The following is a 25,138-nucleotide window of genomic DNA, read 5'->3' on the forward strand; positions in this document are numbered from 1 at the left end:
CACATGTGTGATTGACTTCAGTGTTATCAAATAATCTCTCCTTCCTCCCTTGAAAGTCCGAATAACTGATCGCATATTATGTTTCGTGTTTTCGAGACATGTTCAAAAATACTCCATCCTTGATAATTTGCTCTAACGTAGCGCTCAATTCCAGTGAATCTCTCTTTATCGGTTTTATAATTCCGAACTTGTCACTTGGCTAACCTCTTTCGTTTTTGATAAATAAGTTACCGATAGACTTTAATTTATAGACACTCAGCAGCCCACTTCATATTGAGGTTTGTCTCTAAACTCAAATAGATCCTAGTAACACACTAACTACTGATGATTTCGTCACTCATTATCACAATTACTAATATAGGCAGCAGTGGTTAATTGAGGTATTTGTTAGTGCGGGGTACTCTAACGCCTTCGTTAAACTTGGATTCGTTACCATGAAAATGCCTGTTAAATTTTCTGCGATCGCGGCTTCACTTTCTTTTGCCTTTAATGCTTTCGCTGCACCTGTTGAGTTTCAGAAAATTCCGGAGATCATGCAGCAATTTGAAACTGCAGAACTTTACGTTAAGAAGTCGGTGACGTTAGGCCGTTTGCCTGCTGATTCTGAAATTGGCGATGATTTTCCTACCTACGTTTCAGATGGAAAGGGTGGTTACAGTTTAGAAACCAATAATGTAATGACAGACGATGTGGTTATTGCAAGCATGCCGAAAGCGATTGTTGATGATGTTTTCAACCAATGGTTGGTGCCCAAAGAGACGTGGATCAGTAGCTATGGCTCACTGCCAACGTCGACCACTGAGTTCACGCCGTTTAAGCGTATTAAAACCATCAAAGCCATTAAGATTGATGCAGAAATGCTTGAGCTGTTAGGCAGTGAAGATGGCAATACAGCGATGATCAAAGTGAGCTGGGATGAGAATGGAATGAAGGTCTATAAGGATGGCTACTTAGGGGATTATGAGTACGGGATTGCCCCTCATGAGATGCAAGAAAACTACGAGTTAGCACCTAAGTAGTTCGATTCAATTTAGAAAAGCGCCCTGTTTTTATGGGGCGCTTTTTTGTAGGTAAAGGGGTTGTTACTGAAGAATGTTGAGTGACCAGTATTAGAGTTAAGACTCATTAAACTCATAAGAAGATGGCACCACAATCACGCCTTGTTTTGATATGTGGAAGTGTTTCGCATCGGCAAGGCTATCAACACCGATCTGGGTTCCGTCAGGCACCTTAACATTCTTATCGATGATGCAGTTTTGTATGTGGCAATTTTTTCCAATCTCAACATCTTCAAACAGGATACTATCAATCACAATCGCCGCATTGTTCACTTTTACCTTCGGGAAGAAGATGGAGTTTTGCGCTGAACCACCTTCAATCACTACGCCATTCGCGATCATTGAATTGATGAAGATCCCTTGGTTACCTTCGACCGAAGCAATGGTTCGTGCGGGCGGCAGTTGCGGCTCATAGGTACGAATTGCCCAATCTGGTTGGTACAAATCGATAGGTGAGGCCGGTTTCAACAGGTCCATATTCGATTGGTAATAAGAGTCGATCGTACCCACATCTCTCCAGTAAGTATCTTGGGTTACGCGTCCTTCTTCATCACCAAATTTGTAAGCGTAAACACTGTTGTTGCCGACCAATTTAGGAATGATGTCTTTACCAAAATCGTGGCTTGAGTTCGGATCTTCTGCATCCGCCAATAATGCCTGTGTCAGTATTTCTTTATCAAAGATGTAAATCCCCATTGAAGCCATGCTTCGTGTCGGCCTACCAGGTACACATGCAGGGTAACGTGGTTTCTCTGTGAAGTTATTTATCTGATGCGATTCGTTAATTTCCATCACGCCAAACTCTTTAGCTTCATCAATCGACACCTCCATACAGGCTACCGTTAAGTCGGCTTCATTCTGCTTATGTTGCTTGAGCATTGGGGCGTAATCCATGCGATAGATATGGTCGCCAGATAACACCACTACATGCTTAGCTTCACTACGAGACAGCAAATACAAGTTTTGATAAATCGCATCGGCCGTGCCGCTATACCAGCTGTCACCTGTTCGCATTTGCGGGGGAACATTGGTGATGTATTCGCCGAGCTCGGGGTTAAGCACCGACCAACCATCACGTAAGTGTTTTTGCAAAGAGTGAGACTTGTACTGAGTCAGCACCAGTATTTGGCGAAGCCCAGAATGCAAGCAGTTCGCTAGTGTGAAATCGATGATTCGATATTTGCCACCAAACGGGACCGCAGGTTTTGCGCGGTTATCGGTGAGGGGGGAAAGCCGAGAGCCAACACCGCCGGCCAGAACGATTGTTAGAGTGTCTTGCATAGTCAGAACCTCAATGTATTTATGATTATGAACATAGACTTGCAAGCACCACGCCAAATGTAACTCATTGAATATTAAACGAGGTGATAATGAACTCTGCGAGACTGCACCAAATTGATGCGTACGGGATGTTGGGTTGCTCTATTTTGATCCAAAGAGATTAGAGCAAAGTGAAAAGGCAGAGTTAACAAAATGATGCACGGAAAAGTTGCATTACAAAACTGTCAATAAAATGAAGAAATAAAGTGATCGGGTCGATATAAATTTACACAAATAATCATAACCTTTCACAAATTGATTTCCATCAATAAAGTAGGGTTATTGTATGTTACCTTGCACGCAAAATAAGAAATGATTACTCATTCACCAATAAAGAATAAGCCCTCAAAAGGAAATAATAATGAAAAAAACAGTATGTGGTATTGCGGTTATTGCGGCTCTTATGTCAACGAATGTTCTTGCTCATAAAGAAGGTGATTTCATCATCCGTGCAGGTGCAGCAACGGTATCTCCAAACGACAGCAGTGACGCTGTACTTAACAATCCTGACCTAGAATTCTCAGTTGATTCTAATACTCAACTTGGTCTAACTTTCGGTTACATGTTCACTGACAACATCAGTTTTGAAGTCCTAGCTGCAAGCCCATTTTCTCATAGCATTTCTGTCAACGGTCTAGGCAAAATTGCTGATACTAAACACCTTCCGCCAACGTTCATGGTTCAATATTACTTTGGTGAAGCGAACAGCGACTTCCGTCCTTACGTAGGTGCGGGCATCAACTACACTGTGTTCTTTGACGAAGGATTGAATGCTAACGGCAAAAATGCAGGCCTAACGGATGTGTCTTTGGATGATTCTTGGGGCCTTGCTGCAAACATTGGTATTGACTACATGATCAATGAGGACTGGTTCCTAAACGCATCGGTTTGGTACGCAGACATCGGTACTACAGCGACATACAAAACGGCTACAGACACGTTCAAAACAGACGTTGATATCGACCCATGGGTATTCATGATCGGTGGTGGTTACAACTTCTAACCCACCTATTCAGTTTACTAAAGGCGCTCAAGCACCAGCCAGCTTGGGCGCTTTTTTTTGCTTGCTTGTTAATGAAACGCTCATTCCAACTTGCTGTTGTTATAGGTAAGTGGAACCGATTGTCGTCACCTATTGTTAACAAAAGGTAAAGATAACTGTCATAAGCGGCCTCTATGATCGCGATTCAAATTATGGAGGATATATGAATCGTAAATTTAATAAGCTGACTTTATTACTACCTATCGCAGTAAGCTCGGCTCTCGTTGGTTGTTCTCAATCAACTTCAAAGCCTGCAACATCATCTCAAACATCACTTGATGCTTTTAGCCTTCAATGCCAATCCATCCAGAAACCTATCGCGAACGATGCTGTGGTAACTGGGCTTATTCTGGTGGGTAGCTCTATTGCAGACGCCCCGTTTGATACTTCTGCAGCCGAAATCGTCAGCTACGATTCATGTACCGATAAGCTTTATGTGGTTAACGCTCAAGCGCAGAAAGTCGATGTGTTATCGATGAATGCCGATAGCGCACCGACATCTGAGGGCTCTATCGACCTTCAATCAGCCGCTGCAGCTTCGGGTATTAATATCGGTGCTGCGAACAGTGTATCGACTCATCAGGGCTTAGTTGCTGTCGCGATCGAAAATGCTGACAAGCAACAAAATGGCATAATTGCGCTTTATCGCTCAGATACACTAGAGTTGATTACCACATACGCTGCTGGCGCATTGCCAGACATGGTGAGCTTCTCGAAAGACGGCCGTTACATCGCATCAGCAAACGAAGGTGAGCCGAATGCGGATTACAGCATTGATCCGGAAGGCTCTGTGACGCTGGTTGATTTAGCTAATGGTCCTTTACAAGCAAAAGTGACTCAAATTGATTTCAAGGCATTCAATCAAGGTCAGCCTCGCCATGCAGAACTGACCGACAAGGTTCGAATCTCGGCTCCGAATGCTACCGTTGCTCAAGATCTAGAGCCGGAATACCTGACGTTTGCTAATTACGGCAAACTCTATGTTGCCCTGCAAGAGAACAATGCGCTAGCAGCTATTGATGTAGAAACCACAGAGGTGGATGCGATTCTTGGATTAGGCGGCAAACCTTGGGATACCGCTCAATTGGATGCATCAAACAAAGACAAAAACATCGGCAATCTGCAAAGCTACGCAATGTTAGAAGGACTTTACATGCCAGACAGCATCACTAGCTACAGTGTTGATGGCAACACCTACATCGTGACGGCGAACGAAGGTGATGGCCGCGAGTATGGCATCAAGACAACGCAAAAAGTGTGTGATGATAAAGGCTTTGAGTGGGATGGTGATGACTATCAAGGCACCGAAAACTACACCACAGAAAAAGACTTTTGTATCGCTTATGTTGATGAAGTACGTGGCAAGAAGCTAGATGTTGATGCTAACCACCCATTGGCTGGTGCATTGAAAGACAACAAACAACTGGCTCGTCTTAAGGTGATTAAGCCACAAGGAACACTTGCTGCTGACCAAAAAGTTCAAGCATTCGGTAGCCGTTCTTTCTCTATTTGGGATGAATCTGGCGAATTAGTGTTTGATAGTGGTGATGACTTTGCTCGAATCGTTCTTGATCAAGATCCTGCAAACTTCAACAGCACCAATGATAACAACCAAAGTGGTGACGATCGCAGCGATGACAAAGGGGTTGAACCTGAGGCTATCGAAGTGGCTGAGATTAACGGTAAGCAGTATGCCTTTATTGGTCTTGAGCGCCAAGGTGGCATCATGGTTTACGACGTAACACAGCCTAAAAACGCGAGTTTCATCAGTTACTTGAACAACCGAGACTTTACACAACCAGTGTGTACCAAAGTTGATGAAGACGGTGATTGCGACAACGATACTTACAACTCAAAAGCGGGTGACCTAGGCCCAGAGTCAATCAAGTATTTCACTCGCTCTGGTAACCACTTTATTGCGGTTGGCAACGAAGTGAGTGGTAGCACATCAGTTTACCGCGTTGAGTTTTAATCACGGTTACTGCTTGTAGCTAGACTCAATAAAAACAACAGCGCCACTACTGAATAAGTAGTGGCGTTTTCTATTTATGCATCACAAAGGTATGCGTGATAATTAGCTTCTATGGTTGTTGCTTAGTTGGTGCTAGAGCAATCTCACGGATACAAACGTTCTGTGGTTGTTGGTAAGCGAATGATACAGCGCGTGCAATGTCGTCAGCTGCCAATACGCCGCCCATGTCTTCTTTCCAAGAATCGTAACCGTCTTTGATCTCTTGAGATGTAGTGTGAGACAGAAGCTCAGTTTCTACAGCACCCGGTGCGATAGTAGTAACACGCACATTTGAAGCAGCAACTTCTTCACGAACGTTCTCAGAAATAGCGTGTACCGCGAACTTAGTACCACAGTAAGCTGCGTGGCTTGGGAATGTTTTCTTACCCGCGATAGAGCTGATGTTGATGATAGTACCTGTGTTGCGTTCCATCATCGGAGCAAGTACAGATTGCATGCCGTTTAGAAGACCAATCACGTTCACATCGAACATTGTCTTCCACTCTTGAGCGTCTTGAGTATCGATTTGACCAAGAAGCATTGCACCAGCGTTGTTGATAAGCGCGTCTACAGGGCCAAATTTCGCTTCACCTTGTGCGATTGCTGCATCAAAAGACGCTTTGTCTGTTACGTCTACTTTTACTGATAGAGAGTTTGGTAGGTTCAGCGCTTCAAGGCGGTCAACACGACGAGCTAAAAGTAGCAGAGGGTGACCTTCATCGCTTAGACGACGAGCGATTGCTTCACCAATACCAGAGCTTGCACCAGTAATTACGATTAGTTTTTTCATTTTATTTCCTCTGTACTTTTATTGCGTCGGTTGGCTACGACGTGTTGTTTAAGTGCCTTCGAATCAAGTGCTTGTTGCCTTGCTTCGTTGCGATGGAGGTATATTAAGGAAAATAGCATTGTTGATATATAGCGCTTTACTTGAAACACTGTTGCTGTGGTGCAACAATAAAGGTGTTCACTTTATAGCGTCATAACTCTATAGCTTCATCACTTTTAAATTTCACAAGTAAGCTGGCGACCATGCTCAATCAAATTAACCTGTCTGACATTCGTTCTTTCGTGCTTATCGCTCGTTTAGGTAACTTCACTAAAGCAGCGGAGGAGCTTGATGTGTCGCGCTCCCACGTGTCACGCCAAGTAAGTAGCCTAGAAAAGCAAATGGGAGTCACTCTGTTTATCCGCACTACTCGAACCTTAAGGCTGACTCACGCGGGGCAAGATCTGTACGCGAGATGTGAACAAGCCTTAGATAATATAGACCAAGCTCTGATTGCTGCAGTGGATGATGTCGAAGAAGTACGTGGCGATATAAAAGTAAACTGTGTCGGTGGTTATCTTGGTGAGGTGATCATCGCGGATCTGGTCAATGAGTTTATGCAGCTCTACCCAGACATCAGCATCAGTCTTGATTTTAGTAGTAACCGAGTTGATCTGATTGAAGACGCTTTCGATATCGCTTTTCGCATGGGGAGCTTGGAAGATGCAGGGTTTATCGCAAGAAAGCTTCTGGACATTGAGATGGGAACACTCGCGAGCCCAGAGTACTTTGCTCGTAAAGGAAAGCCTAGTCACCCCAAAGACCTCATCCATCATGATTGCTTAACCGGCTCGGTGCGTAAGTGGAGCTTTCAAGCGCTAGATGACACCAAGAAAACCGTCGATGTGCATGTGACGGGCAGACTGCAATGTAAAAATGGCCGAGTGTTGGTGCAAGGCGCGAAGTCGGGTAATGGGATTATTCGTGTTCCAACCATCTATTGCTTACAAGAACTGAACGACGGGCAATTGCTGCAAGTGTTTGATGAGTGGGTGGTGCCTAAAGTCGATTTTTCAGCGATCTACCATCGAGACCGCTATCAACCAAGCCGAATTCGAACCTTCATTGATTTCGTAAAAGGTCGCTTTGAGCAAATGCCAGTCAGTTAAGTGCTGCGTGCTGTTTTCCGTCTTCCTTCTTTTGTCTTCCGTTTTTTGACAATAGTTGGACTGGTTCGAACTTACATCTCGTCGATTTCGTTTTGTAGGTTTTCCAGCTGGTCCAAAATCAGTAAGAATTTCTCGCCGAACGGCGTCACTTGGTATTCAACTCTTGGTGGCAGTTCGTTGAACATTTGCTTATCTAAAATCCCGAATTCTACATTTCGCTTCAAACATTCATTCAACACCTTGGTCGATAGCCCTTCTACTGAGCGCACCATTTCACCGGGGCGATTAATGCCATTTGCCAGTAATTGGTAAACTGTTAGCGACCATTTACAACCATAGATGGTTTCCACCATACGAGCTGAGCGCTCTGGTGCTGATTTTCTTGAAAAAAAGTTTTCCTGATTTTTCATAAAGATGTACCAATAAGTACCTACCTAACCGATTTGTACTTACTATTCATAGTGTTAGTTCAAGGCCTAAGATTACCACGTTCACATGACTTAGGAGATAACAAAATGAACTTCACTAAAAATGGTATTGCAGTAGTAATCGGTGGCACAAGTGGTATGGGCTTTGAAACAGCGAAGCAGTTAGTCGCTCAAAACATCCATGTGTTGGTTGTCGGCAATAACCCAACTAAGTTAGATAAAGCGGTGTCAGAACTACAATCGCTCGGTCACGCTTCGGGTTGGCAAGCTAACCTTTATGATGATGCGAGTGTAGCTAATCTCATTGCGCATCTAGAGTCGCTTGAAGAGGGTATTGGTTACCTTGTTAATGCGGCTGGCTACTTCAACCCTAAAGCGTTTATCGAGCATCAAGAATCTGATTACGAGCAATACATGCAGCTCAATAAAGCAACCTTCTTCATCACTCAAGCGATAAGTAAATTGATGATCAAGAACGGCGGTGGCAGTGTGGTTAACGTTGGCTCTATGTGGGGTAAGCAGGCAATCAAAGCGACGCCATCTTCTGCCTATTCAATGGCTAAAGCTGGCTTACACGCATTAACACAGCACATGGCAATGGAACTGGCTGAATACAACATTCGTGTAAATGCGGTGTCTCCGGCTGTGGTTAAAACGCCGATTTACGAATCTTTCATTAAACCGGAAGAAGTGGATCAAGCGTTAGAAGGCTTTAATGCGTTCCACCCTATTGGTCGAGTAGGTTTGCCGAAAGACATCGCCAATAGCATCTCTTTCTTATTGTCAGACAGTGCAGATTGGGTAACGGGTGCAATCTGGGATGTTGATGGCGGCGTGATTGCTGGTCGCAATTAATTAGGATTCTTTTAGGTGGCTGTCGCGTAGGAAAAATAGCAGCGAGATGGCCTCCTTGATGAGTATTCGCGTAGAATAAAAGCTAGAAAGATAATAAGAACAATTAAAACGATAACAAGAGTAAGGTCGCCATTATGTTCAACATGGACTTTTCAGAAAAGCTGGTTATTGAAACCGAATCATTAGACTGGATTGCAAGCCCTGCCAAAGGGGTTTGGCGTAAGCCGCTTGAAAGAGAAGAGAAAGAATCGGGCCACACGACCAGTGTTGTGAAGTACGATCCTGAATCTTCGTTTTCTGAGCATCCGCATCCGCAAGGCGAAGAGATATTCGTATTAGAGGGTGTGTTCTCAGATGAAACTGGAGATTTCCCTGCGGGAACTTATATCCGTAATCCCCCGGGCAGTGCGCATTCTCCATCAAGCAAAGATGGCTGCACGATCTTGGTGAAGCTTAATCAGTTTGATGCGAGAGACTTAACTCAAGTTCGTATCAATACCCTAGAAACGGAATGGCTTCCGGGCATCGGTGGCTTACAAGTGATGCCGCTACATGGTTTTGAGCACGAAAATGTGGCCTTGGTGAAATGGCCCGTTGGTGAGCGCTTTCAGCCACACCGTCATTTTGGTGGTGAAGAGATCTTTGTGTTGTCAGGCACTTTTAAAGATGAACATGGCGTGTATCCAAAACACACTTGGATGCGTAGCCCTCATATGAGCGAGCATTTCCCTTATGTGGAAGAAGAGACGGTTATCCTAGTGAAAACGGGTCACTTGCCATTGGATTAAAGGAATGCTCAATATAAAGATGAGAAAGCCGCATTGTTGTGAACAAGCGGCTTTTTTAGTTTTTATATATGAATTGACTAGTAAGCGACACCAATACGTTGACGTGGGAACTTGCCAACTTCGAGCTCATCAATCATCGCAATCGCGTAGTCGCTGACTGAAATTTTGCTGTTGCCATCTTCGTCGGTGAGCAGCTGATCACCACCTGTGCGGTAGGTTGATAGCTTATCGCCCGGGAAAATTTCTGCTGCAGGGCTAACAAACGTCCAGTTAACCTCGCTGTTTGATTGCTTGAACACTTCAAGAGCTTCACCCTGTGCTAGTGCTTCGTTTTTGTAATCTGCTGGGAAGTCAGGAACGGTCACTAACGGTACGTTTGGTGCCACTTCTAATGAACCTGCACCGCCAACCCAAAGTAGGCGCTCGATACCAATGCTTGGCAGTGTCTCAAGCAGCTTAGTTGCTGTGTTTTTTACGATGTCGTGATTACCCAAAGTACGTCCGCCAATCGAAGTGATTACTGCATCAACGCCGGATAGTGCGGTTGCAAGGCTTGCTGCTTCATCTTGTAAATCAAATGAACGAACCTCAACATTGTTCATTTCTACACGGCTTGCATCTCTTACAACAGCAACCACGTCGTGACCACGAGATTGAGCTTCTTGAGCAATGTTATTACCAATCCAACCTGATGCGCCTAATACTGCAATTTTCATAATGTCTCTCCAATTATCTAATTTATTGAGTCGTTTTCTCGACAGCCATTGCAGTCTAATAGCTCACTAGGTTGCGATAAATATCGAAAAATGATGTAGATTGTATCTATATAGTTACCTAATAGGCTTGGTTCAGTGGATAAGGGAAAGTGTGATGGATAGATTGACGGCGATGCGCAGTTTTGTTGAAGTCGCAAATTGTGCCAGTTTCACTCAAGCAGCAGAGCATTTGGACATGAGCCGATTACAGGTTTCACGTCATGTTCAAGAGATCGAAGGGTGGCTAAAACAAAGGCTACTGCACAGGACCACTCGTAAGGTAAGTTTGACTGCGGCAGGAGAGATTGCGTTGCAACGTTGCGAAAAAATTCTCCATGAAACCGCAGAGCTAGAAGTCACTTCACTCAATCAAATCGACGATCTTTCAGGGGTAATTCGAATTGCAGCGCCGATTGGTTTAACTCAAAACATGCTGTTGGATGTGGTTGAGCAATTCACTGAGCTTCACCCTAATATCACGGTCGAGCTGTTTGCCTCAGACCGTTTTGCGCAGCTGGTGGATGAAAGAATCGATATTGCCCTTCGCTATACGGATCAACCTGACGATAACTTGATTGCTCGAAAGCTAATGGAAATTGATTCAGTGGTGTGTGCCTCTCAAGTCTACCTAGACAAGCACGGAGAACCTGAAACGGTCGAAGCACTTCGACAGCATAACTGCTTTCGCCATTTGAGTGTTTCTAAGTGGGATTTCGTTAAGGATAACCAGCACTATTCGGTTGAGGTGTCTGGCACCATTAAGGCCAATGATGTTGGAGTATTAACTCGCGCCGCACAGCATGGAAAAGGGATAGTTCGCTTACCTTGTGATTTAGCGAATCCATTGATTGCAGATGGTAAATTGAAACGAGTTTTGGATGATTTTGTTTCACCGAGTAGCGTGCTTTGGGCAGTGTACCTATCTCGCAGTTATCAGCTTCCTATTGTTCGTCAGTTCATTGATTTTGCAGCAGAAGCTTGGTCTAGCGATATTAAGTCTGGGGATGTTTGAGGTCATATATCTTAAGTACACAAGTACACAAGTACACAAGGCATAAACATATAAATACAAAAATCCGATATCAAAGGTGATATCGGATTTGAACTCAATAATTCAGAGTTCCAGCACGCTCTCCTCTCACGAAGTCTTTAAATGTAATGATGTACGGATAATCGGGTATTTATCACCTTTTCATTGGTGTCTGGTAAAGGCTGATACAAGCTTCTAGTAATGTCGGATAATACTTGGTCATAGACTTGCGACACGACGCTAGAGATATCACTGGTTAATTCGTACATGCTATCTGCCGGTTGGGTCGCTTCGTTGCTTGATGCGATCTCTGTGAGTGCATGCATCGCACGTGTACAAATCGGTGAGCCACTGCTAATCGGGCAGATAATCGATAATTGGTTGAGTTTTCTGTGTGTCTGAGAGGCGTAGAATTTGAATCTCGCATACTCCTCAGGCTTCTCCATATCTGCCTTTTCTATTCCAGGGATAGACATTCGTAACTTGGTCAGAATATCCATGCAGTCTAAGATCTGTTGCCAATTCATGTGGTATTCACGGCTCATGTCTTCGCGTTCAGACTGAATCAGCCAGATGATCATCACTTCATCCATCAAGAACATGCTGTGACGAATCGTTTTGCCATGAATTGATTGGTTACGTACCAAGCTACGGTTTTGCCAGTCGCTGTGCATGGCGATGAGCTTGAGGTGATAGATGCGATACATAGGACGGCTATCGAACGACACATGGGATTGAAGCAGTTCAGACACCTCAAGTATGTTGTCGTAAATTTTATTCACTTTGCGAATCGAGTCGCTAGATAATTTATAAGCCAGAGCGTAATGCGTTGCCGCGCGATGTTTGCGTGATAACAACAATAACTTTCTCAGCAGAACCAAGGTTTCGAACCTATGTGATAGTGCTGTTTGTCTCTTTTTTGAAAAGTGAAACAGTGCAGCAAGCACTGCAATCGATAAACCTACTGAAATAACTACAAACATATCCAACTCCTAATATCTGCATACCTACTTAGTGGTAGTGCAGACACCGTGCCAAAATCAATAAGTGTTATATTTCAGTGAGTTATGTTTTTTTTGTAATTATGAATGACCAATAATGGTGCATGACTTCACCATTCGAGTGAATGTTTCTCATATTTTGCAGAATTTTTTGAGAGGTTACGCTTTTCTAAGTGATTAAACTGGGAAGGTTCCGATAAGTAGAGAGATCCATCGTTGACTCGTCTCAAAATACGGAAATGAAAAAGGCCTCACCCTTTATGCTTTTAACTAGAAAAAGCAGTAAGAATGAAGCCTTTCAATATTCATTTCTGAGTTTCTTTACCTTCAGTGCTAAGTGTTTAGCATTGAGGGTTAAACGTTAAGCAAGCTTGAGGTCGAACTCAGTGCGGTACATCACCATATCTTCAATGGTCAGTACTGGCATGTTGTGCATTTTACCGAAAGCCACGATCTCTGGCGCTTTTGCCATCGTGCCGTCTGGGTTGGTTACTTCACACAGTACGCCTGCTGATTGAAGACCAGCCATTTGCATAAGATCCACAGTGCCTTCGGTGTGACCGCGGCGAGCAAGTACGCCACCTTTACGCGCACGTAATGGGAATACGTGGCCAGGGCGAGCAAGGTCAGTAGGCTTAGCTGTTGGGTTTGCAGCTGTCTTGATCGTTGTTACACGGTCAGCGGCAGAAACACCTGTTGTTACGCCAACTTTTGCTTCGATAGTGACAGTAAACGCAGTTTGGTTTGCGCTGTTGTTATCAACAACCATAGGTGGAAGTTCAAGTTGGTTTGCTTGCTCATCGGTTAGACATAGGCACACAATGCCGCTGCATTCGCGGATCATAAGCGCCATTTGAGCATTCGTTAGGTGTTCTACTGAGTAGATGATGTCGCCTTCGTTCTCGCGATCTTCATCATCGAGTAAAAGTACGCCACGACCTTCGCGTAGAGCTTGCAGTGCGTTTTCAACGCGAGTGATTGGTTCGCCAAATTCGGCAAGTAGTGAAGACTGATTCATGGTTAAACTCCTAAAATATCACCAGAATCAGGGCTGTATGAGGGATCTCAACCGAGCACAACAAAGCCTACTCATTACAAGAGGCTTTAGCTCATTATGGTTTTATCCAAAACGAAATGCACCCGTCTAAGTTGGAGGCATGAACCCAATAAATGGGCGCGCCTTTCCAACTTAAACGAGTGTGTTTTCATTCTCTCTCATCCGGACTATGACCGTCGGCTCTGGCATCTCACCAGATCTGCTGACCTCGACGAATCGAGCGCTCGCGGGCTTATCTTTAGATTTTGCTAAGGACATACCGCCGGTGGGGAATTTCGCCCCGCCCTGAGAATAAAAATTAATAATCTGTTTTGCTTTTGAAAGCAGACCAGATGGTAATCCTTTCAATAGTGGATTTAAAGGACTGACAGCAAAGTTTTTAAGATTCTGGCCGTATAACCCGGTAAGTGTTCACTTTATCAGCAGAACGCGTCAGGCAGTCTTTAGTGGGGTGATGCCTTTGTCTCGTCTGGTTTCAGTGGCCTTTGCTTTCTCTATGAACATAAGTGGATGTTGAATGTTATTGGTGTTGGCGTGGCTGTTCACCGAATCAATACTCGATAGGTCTATTAATCGAATATCGTTACACCATGACGGCTTACTGACCGTTTTGACATAAAATTGATATTGACGATGCTAAGCTGCGATAGCATCCGACCACTTCATCTAAAAGATTTTAGCCATGACTTCTCTGTTCTCTAACAAATCCAAAGGCTTATTACTGCTTGTTCTAAGCTTGTATTCCCTCGTACCCTTTTTGATCTTTGGATCCGACTTCGACCTTGGAAGTGCGGTTTTGCCTTTCTATGGCGCCTTTATGACGTTCGTGACTTACTCAGCAGGTAATCAAGGGTTCTTGGTAACGCTAGCTGTTTTGTCTTTAGTTTTGCTCACGATGAAATTTTCCAAAGCTAAGCTGATCAGCCTTTGTTTGCAGCTCGGCTTGTTGTTGGTTCTCAGCTTTGCAGCAAAAACCTTCTTAAAGCATTCTACAGAAAGCCCCCGTCCTTATTCTGAGTATTTGGTGACGCAAGAAGTTGTTGAAATGCCAGAGCTGTTTTACGAACTGCCATTGGTAGAAAAGAACGCAGCGATTGCATCTGTGCAAGATAAGGTGAGTGAGTGGCGAACGCGTCACTGGTTGGGTGAAACTGACTATTCTTTCCCATCTGGGCACATGATTTTCGTTGGCGTGTGTCTGGTGTTCTTTGGCGGCTTGTTCCTAGAAGCGAAACGTTTTTACTTAGTGGGCGGTTTGCTGGTTTGGGCTGGTGGCGTTGCTTATAGCCGAGTTTGGCTTGGCATGCATCGACCTGAAGACTTGGCGGCGTCTATCGCCTTTGCTGGTCTTATCTATCTATTGGTGCCAGTGGTTCCAACGCAGAAAATCGAGCCTTTATTGCCTAAGTTCTTAAGATCGACCTAAGTTCAAAGAGCAGTGTTTTTAATATCTGCTTCGCTCTTAAGCCGCATTTGAATCTGAAGTAAGCGTTTAACAAGCAGAAATTTTGGCTACTGATTGAGCCCGAGTTCTGCTTGTTTCTTTTTGGTTAGTCCTAAAGAGACAATTCGGTGTGACTCCGTGAGGTAGTATCTCAGCTCCTCGTCCCTTTCTGGTGTGCTTTCAAAAAGTTGAATCCATTTCATACCACGTGAAGCAAAGTAGGGCGCAGGTTTATAGCCTGGCTCTTCTTTGAGAAAATCGAAATTCTGATCGGACGCCTTGAAGATAAATGCAGGCTCGTCGTTCGGCCCCCAACCACCAATCGCAAACACTTTCCCACCCACTTTCCAAACGTGAGAGTTATTCCACTGCATTACATAGCTGGTGGCAGGTTGTGACTCGCAGAAGGCATTGAATTCGTCGTAAGTCATAGAACGTCCTTTTATCGATTGGGTGTTTGTGTTGGTTTTCTAAGATGTCTTTGTTCTTCTCGTCTTTATCGCCAATAACTAGCCAGCTAAACCCTGCCAGATTGCCGTAAAGCCACTGATAGAACATAGCAACAAAGAACCAATGCGTATCTTTTCTTTAGGAATGCTTTGCGTGGTCATTAACGCCACTTTGTAACCCAGCCAAGCCGCAGGCAGTAACGGGATTGTGATGATCAAATGGTGCATCGTGAAGAAGCCAATGGGGATCTGTACCAGTAATGAAATGATAGAACTAAACACAAAGAATGCAGAAAGGTTGCCGCGAAGCTGATTCGCATCTTGGTGTTGAAGAAGGAGTGCCATAGGTGGACCACCAATGCCTGAACTAGTACCGAAGAAGCCTGAGAAGAACCCAGCGATGCCCATTTTAGTAGGCGTCGGTTCTAACCTAAACGGAAGCAAACTAACAATCACCGCGAATACAACCAACAAGCCTAACCACAGTGACAAAACGCTTGTTGATACCATCACCAACAAAGCACCGCCTACCAGTGAACCGGGAATTCGGCCTAATAGTGCGATTTTCAATCCACCAATAGAGATATTTGCTCGGTGTTTAAACGCGTTGAATACAGAAATGAACAGACCAACAAGGCAGATAGGCGCGGGTACATAGTCAGGTGAGACCAAAAACAACAACGGGGCAGCCACAATAGCCAAGCCAAAGCCGATTGCTGTTTGTACAAACGAGCCGACAAAAATGAGTGCCATCGCGATAAGAGCGGTCTGATCTAGGTATTCCATAAGCCTGCGGATAAGTTCAAAAGGGGAGAACGAATACTATAAAGTAAAATGGCAGGAATAGTCTTATTATTCATTGAGGTTTATGCAAGTTTCGCTAGTTATAATTTCGATTTCAACGCCCAATAAAAAAGAGAGTGAATATCTCGGGATGCGCTCCTTTCAATATCCACTCTCTTATTGGATTGCTTATCGTTTTCGCTGCTGGGGGAGTCAGCGTTAAATGTTAAGCCATTGCCAATTTGATGCGCTCAATCGGCTTGTCATTGATTGGTAAATGGATAAGCGCTGCTGCAAATGCCAATACCACCGTCGACCACCAAATTGGCTCGTAAGAACCGTAGTAATCGTAAATACGACCACCAACCCAAGCGCCTAAGAAGCTACCCACTTGGTGAGTAAAGAACACCAAGCCATACAAAGTCGATAGGTAGCGTGCACCGAAGATCTGACGAACTAAGCCAGAAGTTAGCGGTACTGTACCTAGCCAACAGAAACCAATGGCCGCACCAAAGATTGCTGCGGTTGATTCCGTTACTGGCAGAGTCACAAACGCACCAATAACCACAGTGCGCACTAAATACAGTGCTGACATTACGTGACGCTTGCTGAACTTATCGCCCATTACACCCCAGAAGTAAGATCCGAAGATGTTGAAGATACCGACATAAGCTAGTGCCATCGCTGCACTGCTCGCAGGCAAGTTCTTATCCGCTAAGTAACTTGGTAAGTGCGTTGCGATAAACATCACGTGGAAGCCACACACGAAGAAGCCAGCGTGAATCAACCAGTAACTCTTGTTAGAGAACGCTTCAGACAGCGCTTCTTTCAATGTTTGATTGTCTTCTGCTTGTGCCTGTTTGTTTGATGCCACTTTTGGCGCACGCATGAACAGTGCAAAAGAGATCATCAAGCAACACAATACGCCAAACACTTGCATTGCACTCTGCCAGTCAAATTCGTTCAACATGTATTGCGCGCCCGGAATCACCGCGAACATACCAAATGAACCGGCAGCCGTGGTTAAACCAAACGCCTTAGCCGCGTGCTCCGCAGGTACTACTTTTGCTACTGCGCCCAACACGATCACGTAACTTGTCGCACTTAATCCAAGGCCAACCAGTGCGCCTAGTGAAACGTAAAGCATGCTTGATTCGGTAGAAATTGAGGTAAGAAGTAAACCCAAACCGTAAGCACATGCGCCAGCAATAATGATGCGTCTTGCTCCCCATTTGTCAGCGGCCATACCAACAAAAGGTTGGAACACACCAAACAACAGGTTTTGTAGAGCTATAGCGAAACTGAAAAACTCTCGACCCGTGCCGAAGTGCTCTGAAATAGGCATCATGAAAATGCCGAATGATTGTCTGATCCCTAGACTGATAATAAGTGTGCCGATCCCAAGCCATACCAGTAAAGGAAAACGGAAAATGCTCATTCTAATACTCTTAAATTAATGGTGGTGATGTGAGTGGTCTTGCGCTGAAATGTGTTGGTCAGTCATCTCATGGTGGTGTTCGTGCCCAGAATGATCATGCCCTGACTGCTGGTGGCAACCACTGCTTACGGCATGCTGAGCCAAGAGATCAATCAATGGCTGACTGTGATGCACAATAACCAAACTAATGACGAGGAATAACGTCATTCTAGCCAGTTGGGCAAAAAGAGATTGTGAAAACATAAGGTGTTTACATGCGCTCTGTGTTGTAAGAAGTCGCGCATCATAATGACGAGTGAGATATGTATCAAATGACCATTTGTGATTTAGTCTATGCGTTTTATGCATAGATATATGCACGGTTTTATGTGTCGCTGGAATTGGGATGAAACATGACCAATAAATAGGAAAACGCTAAGCTAACTGATTCAGCGATAGAAGCCTATAATTCAGAATTGATACTTAATTTCATGTTCGTAACTGATTGCTTTATTGAGGTATTTCACAAAACTGTAAAAACTAATATACAAACTAATCACCTCACAAGTTCGGCTGTTCACTCGACTTATCTGTCAAACATCGTAAATTTGGGCGTAAATCGTTTCAACTGACTGAAACGCGATGTTAAAAGATTCAGGGAGAGTCATTCACATGGATAAAGACCATAACCTTCGCGAAAACTTACTGGCGCTGATCTTAGGTAGCGCATTGGTATCACTCGGCGTTATCTTTTTCAATCAGGTCGGTCTGCTTACCGGAGGCACGGCTGGTCTAGCTATCTTCATTACCAAAGTGACAGACTTGAGCTTTGGCCAAGTGTTCTTCGCACTTAACTTACCTTTCTATATTTTGTCGGTCGCTCGTATGGGGTGGCGCTTCACTATCAATACCTTTATTGCCGTTTCGATTGTTTCGTTCGCTGTGGATCATTTGTATCACGTGATTCAGATTGCCGAAATCCATGCATTGTATGCAGCATTACTTGGCGGCGGATTAATTGGTACGGGCATGTTGGTGATCTTCCGTCACAAGATGAGCTTGGGTGGCTTCAATATTCTGGCGTTGTTCTTACAAGAACGTTTTGGAATTCGAGCGGGTAAGGTTCAGATGGCACTAGACTGTACGATTGTTGTGCTGTCACTGTTTATCGTTGATGTGTCATTGGTTCTGTTGTCTGTACTGGGTGCGATAGTCACCAACTTGATTTTGGCGATGAACCATAAACCGGGGCGCTATCAACCGGTCGTCAAAGCGGAAGCCGCGTAGCTAAGTTCACATAAGCACTAGTTTCGCTCAAACACTAGGCTAGCTTAAGCAAAGTGACTTACAGATTATGAATAGAACAAAGCCAGCATCAATTGCTGGCTTTGTTCTATTCAAATAATGGGTTTGAGCTAGTTCCTATCAGTACTTCTATTGGCACTTACCGCAATCGGCGTCCGACTTGAGCTCACAATCAATCACATTGCCTTGCTTATCCAGTGACAAATTGCAGCACTGTTCGAATAGGTTCTTAAGATCGCCACGACTTTTCTGAACGCGAGACTTCACCGTTGAATAGCTTATGTTTTGTGCTTCTGCGATCTCTTTCTGGCTCTGGCCTTTGATATCAACAGCAAGCAGTAGCGATGAACTTTGTTCTGGTAATGCTTGAATAAACGGCTCAATACACAACGACAGCTTTTGTTTAAACTCAGAGTCATGGTCTAAATCGGCAAACCAGAGATCTTCAGCATCAATTTGGCTGTCACGCTGTTGGCGAGCATGTTTACGGTAGAAGTCGATGATCGTGTGATTAGCTAATTGGAATAGCCATGATTTCACACTGCTTGCATCTTGGACTTTGTCTAAATTTTGATACGTCTTAATCAAGATCTCTTGAAGCAAGTCGTCGACGTCAGCAGCGTTGTTGACCTTAGAGTGCAAAAAAGACTTTAACGCTTGTTGGTACTCAGCCCAAACCTGTTCTAAGTCCAAAGAAGCCCTATTCAAAGGTGTCCCGTTCAAAGGTGCATCAGTTGCACTGTTCATTCACGCAACACTCGTCTTGTAAGAAATCAATCACGCCTTCTAGGCATTCATACTCTGCCACGCAGAATAAGGTTCTTCCCTCACGTCTTTGGCTGATTAGGCCTGCCGACGCTAGGCTTGAAATGTGGTGAGACAAGGTAGAACCGGGGATACCGAGTTCTTCTTGTAGGCCGCCAACTGCAATGCCTTGGTAGCCAGCTTTAACGACACTCTTATAGATAGTTAGGCGGATAGGGTGCCCCAACTCTTTAAGTGCTTTCGCAACGACTTCTAAGTTCATATTAACTCCTCAAGATTTAATTTCGATAATAGTCGAAATGTATCCCAAATACAAATGTAAAAAGCGTGATTATGTAAGTCATTGAAAATCCGTTCTTTTGAAATTCAATTCGATTTTTATCGAAATAAAGCTTGATCTGTTACTAAATATTTCTATAATTCGAGAATATTCGAAATTAAGGGTTGGTTACTTTCCTCATAGAGTCCGGCCTTCAATCCAGTTTGGAGTTAATTATGAGCAATGAAATGTTAACAATGCTAAAAGACGCACTTGATATGTTCGCTTTCTTAGCAGTAGAGCTAATCATCCTTTTCTTGGCGATCAGCTACATTGTTGGGATTCTCCAAGAGTTTCTTACACCAGAGAAGATTCAATCTATTCTGAGCTCGCGTAACGGTAAGGGTTATGTGGTTGCAGCGCTACTGGGTGCGATTACACCTTTCTGTTCATGTTCGACCATTCCTTTCTTAAAAGGATTGCTGCGTGCTCGAGCGGGTTTCGGTCCAATGATGGTGTTCCTATTCGGTAGCCCACTATTGAACCCTGTGATCATTGGTTTGTTCGTGATTACGTTCGGCTGGCAAGTGGCGGTGTTCTACTTCCTAGTAGCAATGACGGTATCGGTAGTGGCAGGTTACGCACTAGAAAAACTAGGTTTTGAGCGTTACGTAAAAGCAGAAGCGTATGAATCAACAGGTTCTTCTTCAAGCTGTGGTACTAGCTGCGGTGACTCTGCTCCTAAGAAAGCAGCACCAGTAAAAGCTGAATCTTCATGTGGCACAAGTGCATGTGGTGAGCCTGCACCGGTAATGGCGAAAGAGACATCTTGCTGCGATTCTAAAAAAGAAGAGCCACAAGTTACTGTTTCATGCTGCTCAGCGGGTGGAAGCGCAACTGCTGAAATCGTAGAGAAGAAAGAGCCTAGCCGTTGGATGAGAATTTGGTTCTCAACTTGGAAAGACTTCAAACAAGTTTTCCCTTACCTAATGATGGGTATCGCGATTGGTTCATTCATCTATGGCTTCATTCCTACAGACCTAATTGCAGAGTACGCTGGTGAAGGTATGTGGTACGCGATTCCCGTAGCGGCTGTGATTGGTATTCCACTGTACATTCGTGCTGAAGCGGTCATCCCACTAAGTGCTGCTCTAGTTCAGAAAGGTATGGCGTTAGGTTCGGTAATGGCATTGATCATTGGTAGTGCGGGTGCAAGTTTGACTGAAGTTATCCTGCTTAAATCAATCTTCAAAAACCAAATGATTGCAGCATTCCTATTCGTTATCCTAAGCATGGCGATGGGTGCAGGCTTCCTATACAGCTTCATCTTTGGTTAATCAGGTCTGATTCCTCGATAACCCGATTGATAACAAGATACAGATAATAAAAAAGAGCTCACTTAGTTGAGCTCTTTTTTTGTTTGGGTTGTCCCGACCTGAAATGAGTTTAACAAACCATACGTATCAGACTGGGTTTGGTAGTGCCGCCGAAGTACCGTGTGCTGCGAAAGCATTAGTCGCTAATACATCACAGTGGTGACGATTAATCGCATCGCCGTAGTTGTTGGTTATGCCGGGAAACTGAAAACGATACATTGGAATACCGTAGCGGCGTTCTCTCTGCTGACCGATTCGATCTTTGCTTGTCCATAACAGTCGGTTTTTCGCAGTGTAAGTCATGCCGTGCATTTTATTGAAGTACTCTTCGTGACTGCGCATCTGCTCGTATAACTCGATGATGCGTTGTCGGGAGAAGTTCAATGTTGTACTCGCTTTAAGCTGGGTTCCCCAACCTGTTAAGACCTTCTCCATGAAGTCTCTTGTGACAAGGCCGGGGCCAGTGAGTAATCCTGCACCTTTGCTTCCGCCAGAGGTATTGGCATTACCTACCAAAGTGCCGTGTCGACCAGGCATGTAGGTTGTGTAGTATTTAGTTGAAGGGGACAAGCGGGGCATTCTTGCTTTAAAAGCGAGTGAGCGTTCGTCTTCCGAGAAAACACATACTATTTGTTTAACGTTTTTACCGAGTGATTTGTAATCCTTGAATGCGTTCATCCCTCCGGGTACGGGATCACAAGCAAAGATGTTAACTGGGATGTGGCTAAGTTCGGGATCTTTGAGCATACGGTTCGCCAATTCAAAGCAACTTACACCACCTCGGCTCCAGCCCACGATGTTCACTTGGCTAATCGGTTTACTTTGGCGCTCAATCGCGATGTTCTGTTGGCGCGCTGCCATACCGTGTTTTAGGTCAGCGGCTAATTCTTGTGAATCTTTCAACCAATCTTGGTATTTCTGGTTGGTTGCAAAAGGCCAAGCCGATTTTGCAGGGCGAGATTCACTGAGCAGTCCTTTCGCTCGCTTCATATAGTCATTCTTATCTTGTTGGTTTCCACGCAAGATATTCAGAACATGGCGCATATTGCTATCAATGCCTTTGCCCAGCAGTGTTCCTCTCACTGCAGAGTAGGTGTCATCTTTGCCTTGCTTCAACCATTCGTTCTGATTGCCACTACCAACCCCATCCACTTGAATGTAGTCAATCATGTCTCTGCCCGTTGCATTCTTTGCTAACGTCGAAATCAATTCGCCAGAAACATAGTTTTTGTGATTGTTGTCTTCTGAGTTGGATCCTGTTCCACAGAAGAATACGGTAAAAATTGACATACATTCCCTTAAATTAATTCACCGGATTTATCGGAAGTATAACTGTCGAATCAAAAGGTTGGAGAGAAATGTCTATTTATTCGCAAAGGTCAGACCAACAGACAGTAGAAATGGAACGAAGCGCAAGTTTTATAAATTGGTTGTTTGGTCATTTCTATTAGGCTCTTGAGCTCAGGTATACCCGTCAAGAAAGATCAATCGAAGTGTCACAATACTCAACACTATTTTGTCTAGTATCAAACAGCAGGCTGATTTTGCTCTAGTACCGAAATCTGAAGCCTACACTTTGTATAGATACTTGCTGTTCAGTGGCAACCTTTGAATTGCGGGTAACTTATAACAGATCGCTTACGAGCTTAGATTGAAGTTTATAGGAGGGAGTATATTCGCAATACATAGGGAATATGAGTTACAGAATCAGCAACATTTTCATGCCCACATTCAAGTAAAGCCAACCGGAAATTTAGAGTTTGAGATTTTAGAGTCTCATGAACATCATGATACCGACTTTAATCACTTGTACTTTGAAGCTGAAAAAGGGAAGACTAAAGTGCTTGGGCGAGATGAAAGTGGTCAACAGGCAGATTGGCAACTTTTATTGGCAGAGGAAGATGCAAAAGAGCTTAATCATCTGGTGTTATTGGTGTCTGAACAATATGAGACGTTAATGCGAGATCTGATGTGACGGGTCAAGCTAGTGATAAACTAGAAGTGATTCTCTGTATCCAAAAAATCAAAAGCCCGGCGCATAACCGGGCTTTGTTCACTTTGTTTTGTTAAATGTGATTGTGTCTTTCGAGTTAGAAACCGCGAATATCAAGCTCATTGTTGATCAACACGACACACTGAGAAGCGAACAACATGTTTGGACCTAAACTGATTTTCTCTGTTCCCAGACGCTTTAAGCTGTTGTAGCTCTTCTTCGGCATAGGGATGTGGTCAGTCAGAAGGAAACATGGGTTTTCAGCAATCTCTGCATCACGGATAAAGTCACCTTTCTTATCCATCATGTACAGCTGGTGGTCTTCAGCTAGCTCTTTAACCAGCTTTTCAAAACTCATCGTACGAACAGTGATGCCCGGTTCAACCTGACGTGTCTGTTCTTTTGTCATACCTTGAGATGCATCAACCGCTCTTACTACCGCTGACAACAATGCCGACTCGTGGAAGCCACCAATGTTGGTGATCTCGTTTGAATCAAATGTAATCGTACGTGAAAAGTCTTTAGTACTTTCTAATACAAGGTGTACGGTGACATTCTCACGGTGAGATTGAGCAACGAAGATCGTGTTCATCAGAGTATGAGCCAGAATCTCAGTATGAGCATCTTGCCCAACACCTTCTAAGATAAGTTTGCTCTCTGTAGGGGCTGCGCGAGCGCGTAATACAAATGAACGCATGGAATGTACCTTGTCAGTATGTGATAAAGCGAAACGGGCTTTATCAACATGAATTGATGAATAACCAAAATTGTGGCGGTATGTAACTCTTTTCTATTAATGAAGTCAAATAGAGTTGCGTACAGCGCCAACCAGAAGAACTCTGCGTATTAAATAGAGAATGACCACATTACAAGATGGTAAGGGTTGAAGCGACCCAATGTTTACGTAGATAGTATGCGCAAATTATTAGGTGGCTTGCAGAAGGAAGTAGTCGATGAAGTTACAGAAGATCAATAAAGAAGAATACAGAAAGAAGATGAACCTGCTGTTGGTTTCGTTGGTTGGTTCACTCGCCGTGTTCGCCATTGTATTCGGAACCATACTGATTGACCTATTCGGTTCAGGACAATCAATCGCAGGCGAATCGACAGGTAATTTCCACTTAAACGTATTAGGTGTGATCTTATCAGTCGCATTGAATGCATTTATCGCGAGTCGTGTAAAAGGGCATGATTACTTCAAAGAAGCACTTTATGTGTGGAACCTTAAACAAATCCATAATCAAATCTATCGCAAGCTCAAGCGTATTCAACCCAAAGCTGAGCAAGGCGACCAAGACGCATTAACCATCCTTTACTTCTATTACACCACGCAAAAACAGGTATACGACCTAGACAACAACACATTGACGATAAAAACAGTTCAGCAATCGCTAGATAACATCTTAGAACTGAGTGAGAAATGGAGCATCGAGCTAGATATAGAGGATTTTTCGAAAGATCTAATCGCAAAATTTTAAGTGATATGCCCACTTTTGTATGAGCTTTGAGCGACGAAAGAGCCTTTTGACGTAAAAGTAGCCACTTAAGCAAGTTTTTTGAATTTTTATCAAAAAAGGGGTTGCCATGTTTTCGATGATCTCTATAATGCCGCCTCACTGACACGGCAGACGCCACAAGGCTTCAGCGGTAGTCAGTAAGACGGAAAGTTCGAAAGAAATTAATTTTAAAAAGTGTTTGACACTTAAGATTAAATCGCTAGAATTCACGTCCGCTTTCAAGGGTTTCTTTGTAAAAAGAAAGTTTCGATAAGCAAAGCTCTTTAACAATTTAAACCTATCAATCTGTGTGGGCACTCGTTGATGAATATCAAAACGTTATTCTTAGGAATAACAGTTACTTCGGTAACAAATTGATTTCAATGAACTGAGTGACCAATACAAGTCTTAGGACTTGGCACAGTCAATTCATTACCATTCTGTTGGAATGGTAATAGCTTTAGAATTACATCTTAGTTTACAGTGAGAATTGGTTTTGAAGTCAGTATTCGTTGAGTCACACCTATTAATTTAGGTAATCAAAACTTTAAATTGAAGAGTTTGATCA

26 protein-coding genes and 1 riboswitch are annotated in these 25,138 nt (G+C 43.8%); of the genes, 13 read left to right on the plus strand and 13 right to left on the minus strand.

All coding sequences use genetic code 11. The features are described 5' to 3' along the window. Positions 1 to 434 precede the first annotated feature (434 nt). Entirely contained in the window at positions 435 to 1,019 is a 585-nt protein-coding gene (locus FTW16_RS05395; RefSeq protein WP_146490353.1) for a hypothetical protein, read from the plus strand. Positions 1,020 to 1,115: 96 nt separating this feature from the next. On the opposite strand, the gene glgC is transcribed toward FTW16_RS05395, so the two are convergent. Next, complete coding sequence (gene glgC / locus FTW16_RS05400; RefSeq protein ID WP_146490354.1) at positions 1,116 to 2,339, minus strand: glucose-1-phosphate adenylyltransferase; 1,224 nt, start codon at positions 2,337 to 2,339, stop codon at positions 1,116 to 1,118. Positions 2,340 to 2,739: 400 nt separating this feature from the next. On the opposite strand from glgC, the gene ompW reads away from it, so the two are divergent. Together ompW and FTW16_RS05410 are read left to right on the plus strand one after the other, a co-directional pair. Beyond that, a complete protein-coding gene (gene ompW / locus FTW16_RS05405; protein WP_146490355.1) occupies positions 2,740 to 3,381 on the plus strand; it encodes an outer membrane protein OmpW in 642 nt (213 codons plus the stop codon). A gap of 202 nt (positions 3,382 to 3,583) precedes the next feature. After that, positions 3,584 to 5,392 carry a choice-of-anchor I family protein gene (locus tag FTW16_RS05410; protein ID WP_146490356.1) on the plus strand — a complete coding sequence of 603 codons (1,809 nt, stop codon included), beginning with the start codon at positions 3,584 to 3,586 and terminating at the stop codon, positions 5,390 to 5,392. A 109-nt stretch (positions 5,393 to 5,501) separates the two neighbouring features. Here FTW16_RS05410 and FTW16_RS05415 read toward each other — a convergent pair whose 3' ends face one another. Continuing rightward, on the minus strand, positions 5,502 to 6,221 hold the full coding sequence (locus tag FTW16_RS05415) for an SDR family oxidoreductase (protein WP_010433036.1): 720 nt from the start codon (positions 6,219 to 6,221) through the stop codon (positions 5,502 to 5,504). A 242-nt stretch (positions 6,222 to 6,463) separates the two neighbouring features. On the opposite strand from FTW16_RS05415, the gene FTW16_RS05420 reads away from it, so the two are divergent. Next, on the plus strand, positions 6,464 to 7,369 hold the full coding sequence (locus FTW16_RS05420) for a LysR family transcriptional regulator (RefSeq protein WP_017111536.1): 906 nt from the start codon (positions 6,464 to 6,466) through the stop codon (positions 7,367 to 7,369). A gap of 71 nt (positions 7,370 to 7,440) precedes the next feature. Here FTW16_RS05420 and FTW16_RS05425 read toward each other — a convergent pair whose 3' ends face one another. Further along, the gene (locus tag FTW16_RS05425; RefSeq protein ID WP_004733017.1) at positions 7,441 to 7,779 is read right to left on the minus strand and encodes a winged helix-turn-helix transcriptional regulator; all 339 of its coding nucleotides are present in this window, start codon (positions 7,777 to 7,779) and stop codon (positions 7,441 to 7,443) included. A 105-nt stretch (positions 7,780 to 7,884) separates the two neighbouring features. On the opposite strand from FTW16_RS05425, the gene FTW16_RS05430 reads away from it, so the two are divergent. Both FTW16_RS05430 and FTW16_RS05435 read left to right on the plus strand, forming a co-directional pair. Beyond that, positions 7,885 to 8,652: an SDR family NAD(P)-dependent oxidoreductase gene (locus FTW16_RS05430; RefSeq protein WP_146490357.1), complete on the plus strand. Its 768-nt coding sequence runs from the start codon at positions 7,885 to 7,887 to the stop codon at positions 8,650 to 8,652. A 134-nt stretch (positions 8,653 to 8,786) separates the two neighbouring features. Then, on the plus strand, positions 8,787 to 9,440 hold the full coding sequence (locus tag FTW16_RS05435) for a cupin domain-containing protein (protein ID WP_102279749.1): 654 nt from the start codon (positions 8,787 to 8,789) through the stop codon (positions 9,438 to 9,440). 77 nt (positions 9,441 to 9,517) lie between these two features. On the opposite strand, the gene FTW16_RS05440 is transcribed toward FTW16_RS05435, so the two are convergent. Continuing rightward, positions 9,518 to 10,156 (minus strand): NAD(P)-dependent oxidoreductase, encoded by a 639-nt coding sequence (locus tag FTW16_RS05440; protein WP_146490358.1) that lies wholly within the window; start codon positions 10,154 to 10,156, stop codon positions 9,518 to 9,520. 154 nt (positions 10,157 to 10,310) lie between these two features. Between FTW16_RS05440 and FTW16_RS05445 the strand changes: the two genes are divergently transcribed. Then, positions 10,311 to 11,207, plus strand: a complete 897-nt coding sequence (locus tag FTW16_RS05445; protein ID WP_146490359.1) for a LysR family transcriptional regulator — start codon at positions 10,311 to 10,313, stop codon at positions 11,205 to 11,207. Positions 11,208 to 11,344: 137 nt separating this feature from the next. Here the strand turns inward: FTW16_RS05445 and FTW16_RS05450 are convergent, their stop codons facing one another. Together FTW16_RS05450 and ribB are read right to left on the minus strand one after the other, a co-directional pair. Beyond that, positions 11,345 to 12,208, minus strand: a complete 864-nt coding sequence (locus FTW16_RS05450) for a hypothetical protein (protein WP_146490360.1) — start codon at positions 12,206 to 12,208, stop codon at positions 11,345 to 11,347. A 379-nt stretch (positions 12,209 to 12,587) separates the two neighbouring features. Continuing rightward, entirely contained in the window at positions 12,588 to 13,244 is a 657-nt protein-coding gene (gene ribB, locus FTW16_RS05455; protein ID WP_004733029.1) for a 3,4-dihydroxy-2-butanone-4-phosphate synthase, read from the minus strand. Positions 13,245 to 13,429: 185 nt separating this feature from the next. After that, positions 13,430 to 13,580, minus strand: a riboswitch (FMN riboswitch). 385 nt (positions 13,581 to 13,965) lie between these two features. On the opposite strand from ribB, the gene FTW16_RS05460 reads away from it, so the two are divergent. Then, a complete protein-coding gene (locus tag FTW16_RS05460) occupies positions 13,966 to 14,709 on the plus strand; it encodes a phosphatase PAP2 family protein (protein ID WP_146490361.1) in 744 nt (247 codons plus the stop codon). 86 nt (positions 14,710 to 14,795) lie between these two features. Here FTW16_RS05460 and FTW16_RS05465 read toward each other — a convergent pair whose 3' ends face one another. The 3 genes from FTW16_RS05465 to FTW16_RS05475 all read right to left on the minus strand — a co-directional run bounded on the left by FTW16_RS05465 (position 14,796) and on the right by FTW16_RS05475 (position 17,397). Continuing rightward, positions 14,796 to 15,158, minus strand: a complete 363-nt coding sequence (locus FTW16_RS05465; RefSeq protein ID WP_065111929.1) for an MmcQ/YjbR family DNA-binding protein — start codon at positions 15,156 to 15,158, stop codon at positions 14,796 to 14,798. 78 nt (positions 15,159 to 15,236) lie between these two features. Further along, complete coding sequence (locus FTW16_RS05470) at positions 15,237 to 15,962, minus strand: sulfite exporter TauE/SafE family protein (protein WP_186728028.1); 726 nt, start codon at positions 15,960 to 15,962, stop codon at positions 15,237 to 15,239. A 223-nt stretch (positions 15,963 to 16,185) separates the two neighbouring features. Then, positions 16,186 to 17,397, minus strand: coding sequence for an MFS transporter (locus FTW16_RS05475; protein ID WP_146490362.1), 1,212 nt, complete (start codon positions 17,395 to 17,397; stop codon positions 16,186 to 16,188). Between the two features lie 29 nt (positions 17,398 to 17,426). Here FTW16_RS05475 and FTW16_RS24900 point away from each other — a divergent pair, with 29 nt between their 5' ends. After that, positions 17,427 to 17,576, plus strand: coding sequence for a hypothetical protein (locus tag FTW16_RS24900; protein WP_186728029.1), 150 nt, complete (start codon positions 17,427 to 17,429; stop codon positions 17,574 to 17,576). A 472-nt stretch (positions 17,577 to 18,048) separates the two neighbouring features. After that, the gene (locus tag FTW16_RS05480) at positions 18,049 to 18,663 is read left to right on the plus strand and encodes a YitT family protein (protein WP_017065874.1); all 615 of its coding nucleotides are present in this window, start codon (positions 18,049 to 18,051) and stop codon (positions 18,661 to 18,663) included. Between the two features lie 147 nt (positions 18,664 to 18,810). Here the strand turns inward: FTW16_RS05480 and sigZ are convergent, their stop codons facing one another. Together sigZ and FTW16_RS05490 are read right to left on the minus strand one after the other, a co-directional pair. Then, positions 18,811 to 19,428: an RNA polymerase sigma factor SigZ gene (gene sigZ, locus FTW16_RS05485; RefSeq protein WP_146490363.1), complete on the minus strand. Its 618-nt coding sequence runs from the start codon at positions 19,426 to 19,428 to the stop codon at positions 18,811 to 18,813. After that, a complete protein-coding gene (locus tag FTW16_RS05490) occupies positions 19,412 to 19,708 on the minus strand; it encodes an ArsR/SmtB family transcription factor (protein WP_004733042.1) in 297 nt (98 codons plus the stop codon). The genes sigZ and FTW16_RS05490 overlap by 17 nt, the downstream gene beginning before the upstream one ends. A gap of 233 nt (positions 19,709 to 19,941) precedes the next feature. Between FTW16_RS05490 and FTW16_RS05495 the strand changes: the two genes are divergently transcribed. After that, positions 19,942 to 21,042 carry a permease gene (locus FTW16_RS05495; RefSeq protein WP_146490364.1) on the plus strand — a complete coding sequence of 367 codons (1,101 nt, stop codon included), beginning with the start codon at positions 19,942 to 19,944 and terminating at the stop codon, positions 21,040 to 21,042. Between the two features lie 126 nt (positions 21,043 to 21,168). Here the strand turns inward: FTW16_RS05495 and FTW16_RS05500 are convergent, their stop codons facing one another. Continuing rightward, positions 21,169 to 22,371 carry a hypothetical protein gene (locus FTW16_RS05500; RefSeq protein ID WP_146490365.1) on the minus strand — a complete coding sequence of 401 codons (1,203 nt, stop codon included), beginning with the start codon at positions 22,369 to 22,371 and terminating at the stop codon, positions 21,169 to 21,171. Between the two features lie 361 nt (positions 22,372 to 22,732). Here FTW16_RS05500 and FTW16_RS05505 point away from each other — a divergent pair, with 361 nt between their 5' ends. Next, positions 22,733 to 23,056 (plus strand): hypothetical protein, encoded by a 324-nt coding sequence (locus FTW16_RS05505; RefSeq protein ID WP_261383415.1) that lies wholly within the window; start codon positions 22,733 to 22,735, stop codon positions 23,054 to 23,056. Between the two features lie 115 nt (positions 23,057 to 23,171). Here the strand turns inward: FTW16_RS05505 and trmY are convergent, their stop codons facing one another. Next, positions 23,172 to 23,771 (minus strand): tRNA (pseudouridine(54)-N(1))-methyltransferase TrmY, encoded by a 600-nt coding sequence (gene trmY, locus FTW16_RS05510; RefSeq protein ID WP_004733046.1) that lies wholly within the window; start codon positions 23,769 to 23,771, stop codon positions 23,172 to 23,174. A gap of 256 nt (positions 23,772 to 24,027) precedes the next feature. Between trmY and FTW16_RS05515 the strand changes: the two genes are divergently transcribed. After that, entirely contained in the window at positions 24,028 to 24,552 is a 525-nt protein-coding gene (locus FTW16_RS05515) for a DUF3087 family protein (protein WP_146490366.1), read from the plus strand. Positions 24,553 to 25,138 lie beyond the last annotated feature (586 nt).

The organism is Vibrio sp. T20 (assembly GCF_007858795.1).
Taxonomy (GTDB): Bacteria; Pseudomonadota; Gammaproteobacteria; order Enterobacterales; family Vibrionaceae; genus Vibrio; species Vibrio satsumensis.

Bases quoted from the DNA above. Each gene is read 5' to 3' on its own strand.
- FTW16_RS05445 (WP_146490359.1), top strand. From the start codon at position 10,311: ATGGATAGATTGACGGCGATGCGCAGTTTTGTTGAAGTCGCAAATTGT.
- FTW16_RS05490 (WP_004733042.1), bottom strand. From the start codon at position 19,708: ATGAACTTAGAAGTCGTTGCGAAAGCACTTAAAGAGTTGGGGCACCCT.
- ribB (WP_004733029.1), bottom strand. From the start codon at position 13,244: ATGAATCAGTCTTCACTACTTGCCGAATTTGGCGAACCAATCACTCGC.
- ompW (WP_146490355.1), top strand. From the start codon at position 2,740: ATGAAAAAAACAGTATGTGGTATTGCGGTTATTGCGGCTCTTATGTCA.
- sigZ (WP_146490363.1), bottom strand. From the start codon at position 19,428: ATGAACAGTGCAACTGATGCACCTTTGAACGGGACACCTTTGAATAGG.
- FTW16_RS05460 (WP_146490361.1), top strand. From the start codon at position 13,966: ATGACTTCTCTGTTCTCTAACAAATCCAAAGGCTTATTACTGCTTGTT.
- FTW16_RS05515 (WP_146490366.1), top strand. From the start codon at position 24,028: ATGAAGTTACAGAAGATCAATAAAGAAGAATACAGAAAGAAGATGAAC.
- FTW16_RS05420 (WP_017111536.1), top strand. From the start codon at position 6,464: ATGCTCAATCAAATTAACCTGTCTGACATTCGTTCTTTCGTGCTTATC.
- FTW16_RS05430 (WP_146490357.1), top strand. From the start codon at position 7,885: ATGAACTTCACTAAAAATGGTATTGCAGTAGTAATCGGTGGCACAAGT.
- glgC (WP_146490354.1), bottom strand. From the start codon at position 2,339: ATGCAAGACACTCTAACAATCGTTCTGGCCGGCGGTGTTGGCTCTCGG.
- FTW16_RS05440 (WP_146490358.1), bottom strand. From the start codon at position 10,156: ATGAAAATTGCAGTATTAGGCGCATCAGGTTGGATTGGTAATAACATT.
- FTW16_RS05470 (WP_186728028.1), bottom strand. From the start codon at position 15,962: ATGGAATACCTAGATCAGACCGCTCTTATCGCGATGGCACTCATTTTT.
- FTW16_RS05415 (WP_010433036.1), bottom strand. From the start codon at position 6,221: ATGAAAAAACTAATCGTAATTACTGGTGCAAGCTCTGGTATTGGTGAA.
- FTW16_RS05500 (WP_146490365.1), bottom strand. From the start codon at position 22,371: ATGTCAATTTTTACCGTATTCTTCTGTGGAACAGGATCCAACTCAGAA.
- FTW16_RS05425 (WP_004733017.1), bottom strand. From the start codon at position 7,779: ATGAAAAATCAGGAAAACTTTTTTTCAAGAAAATCAGCACCAGAGCGC.
- FTW16_RS05480 (WP_017065874.1), top strand. From the start codon at position 18,049: ATGGATAAAGACCATAACCTTCGCGAAAACTTACTGGCGCTGATCTTA.
- FTW16_RS05410 (WP_146490356.1), top strand. From the start codon at position 3,584: ATGAATCGTAAATTTAATAAGCTGACTTTATTACTACCTATCGCAGTA.
- FTW16_RS05450 (WP_146490360.1), bottom strand. From the start codon at position 12,208: ATGTTTGTAGTTATTTCAGTAGGTTTATCGATTGCAGTGCTTGCTGCA.
- FTW16_RS05495 (WP_146490364.1), top strand. From the start codon at position 19,942: ATGAGCAATGAAATGTTAACAATGCTAAAAGACGCACTTGATATGTTC.
- trmY (WP_004733046.1), bottom strand. From the start codon at position 23,771: ATGCGTTCATTTGTATTACGCGCTCGCGCAGCCCCTACAGAGAGCAAA.
- FTW16_RS05435 (WP_102279749.1), top strand. From the start codon at position 8,787: ATGTTCAACATGGACTTTTCAGAAAAGCTGGTTATTGAAACCGAATCA.
- FTW16_RS05395 (WP_146490353.1), top strand. From the start codon at position 435: ATGAAAATGCCTGTTAAATTTTCTGCGATCGCGGCTTCACTTTCTTTT.
- FTW16_RS05475 (WP_146490362.1), bottom strand. From the start codon at position 17,397: ATGAGCATTTTCCGTTTTCCTTTACTGGTATGGCTTGGGATCGGCACA.
- FTW16_RS05465 (WP_065111929.1), bottom strand. From the start codon at position 15,158: ATGACTTACGACGAATTCAATGCCTTCTGCGAGTCACAACCTGCCACC.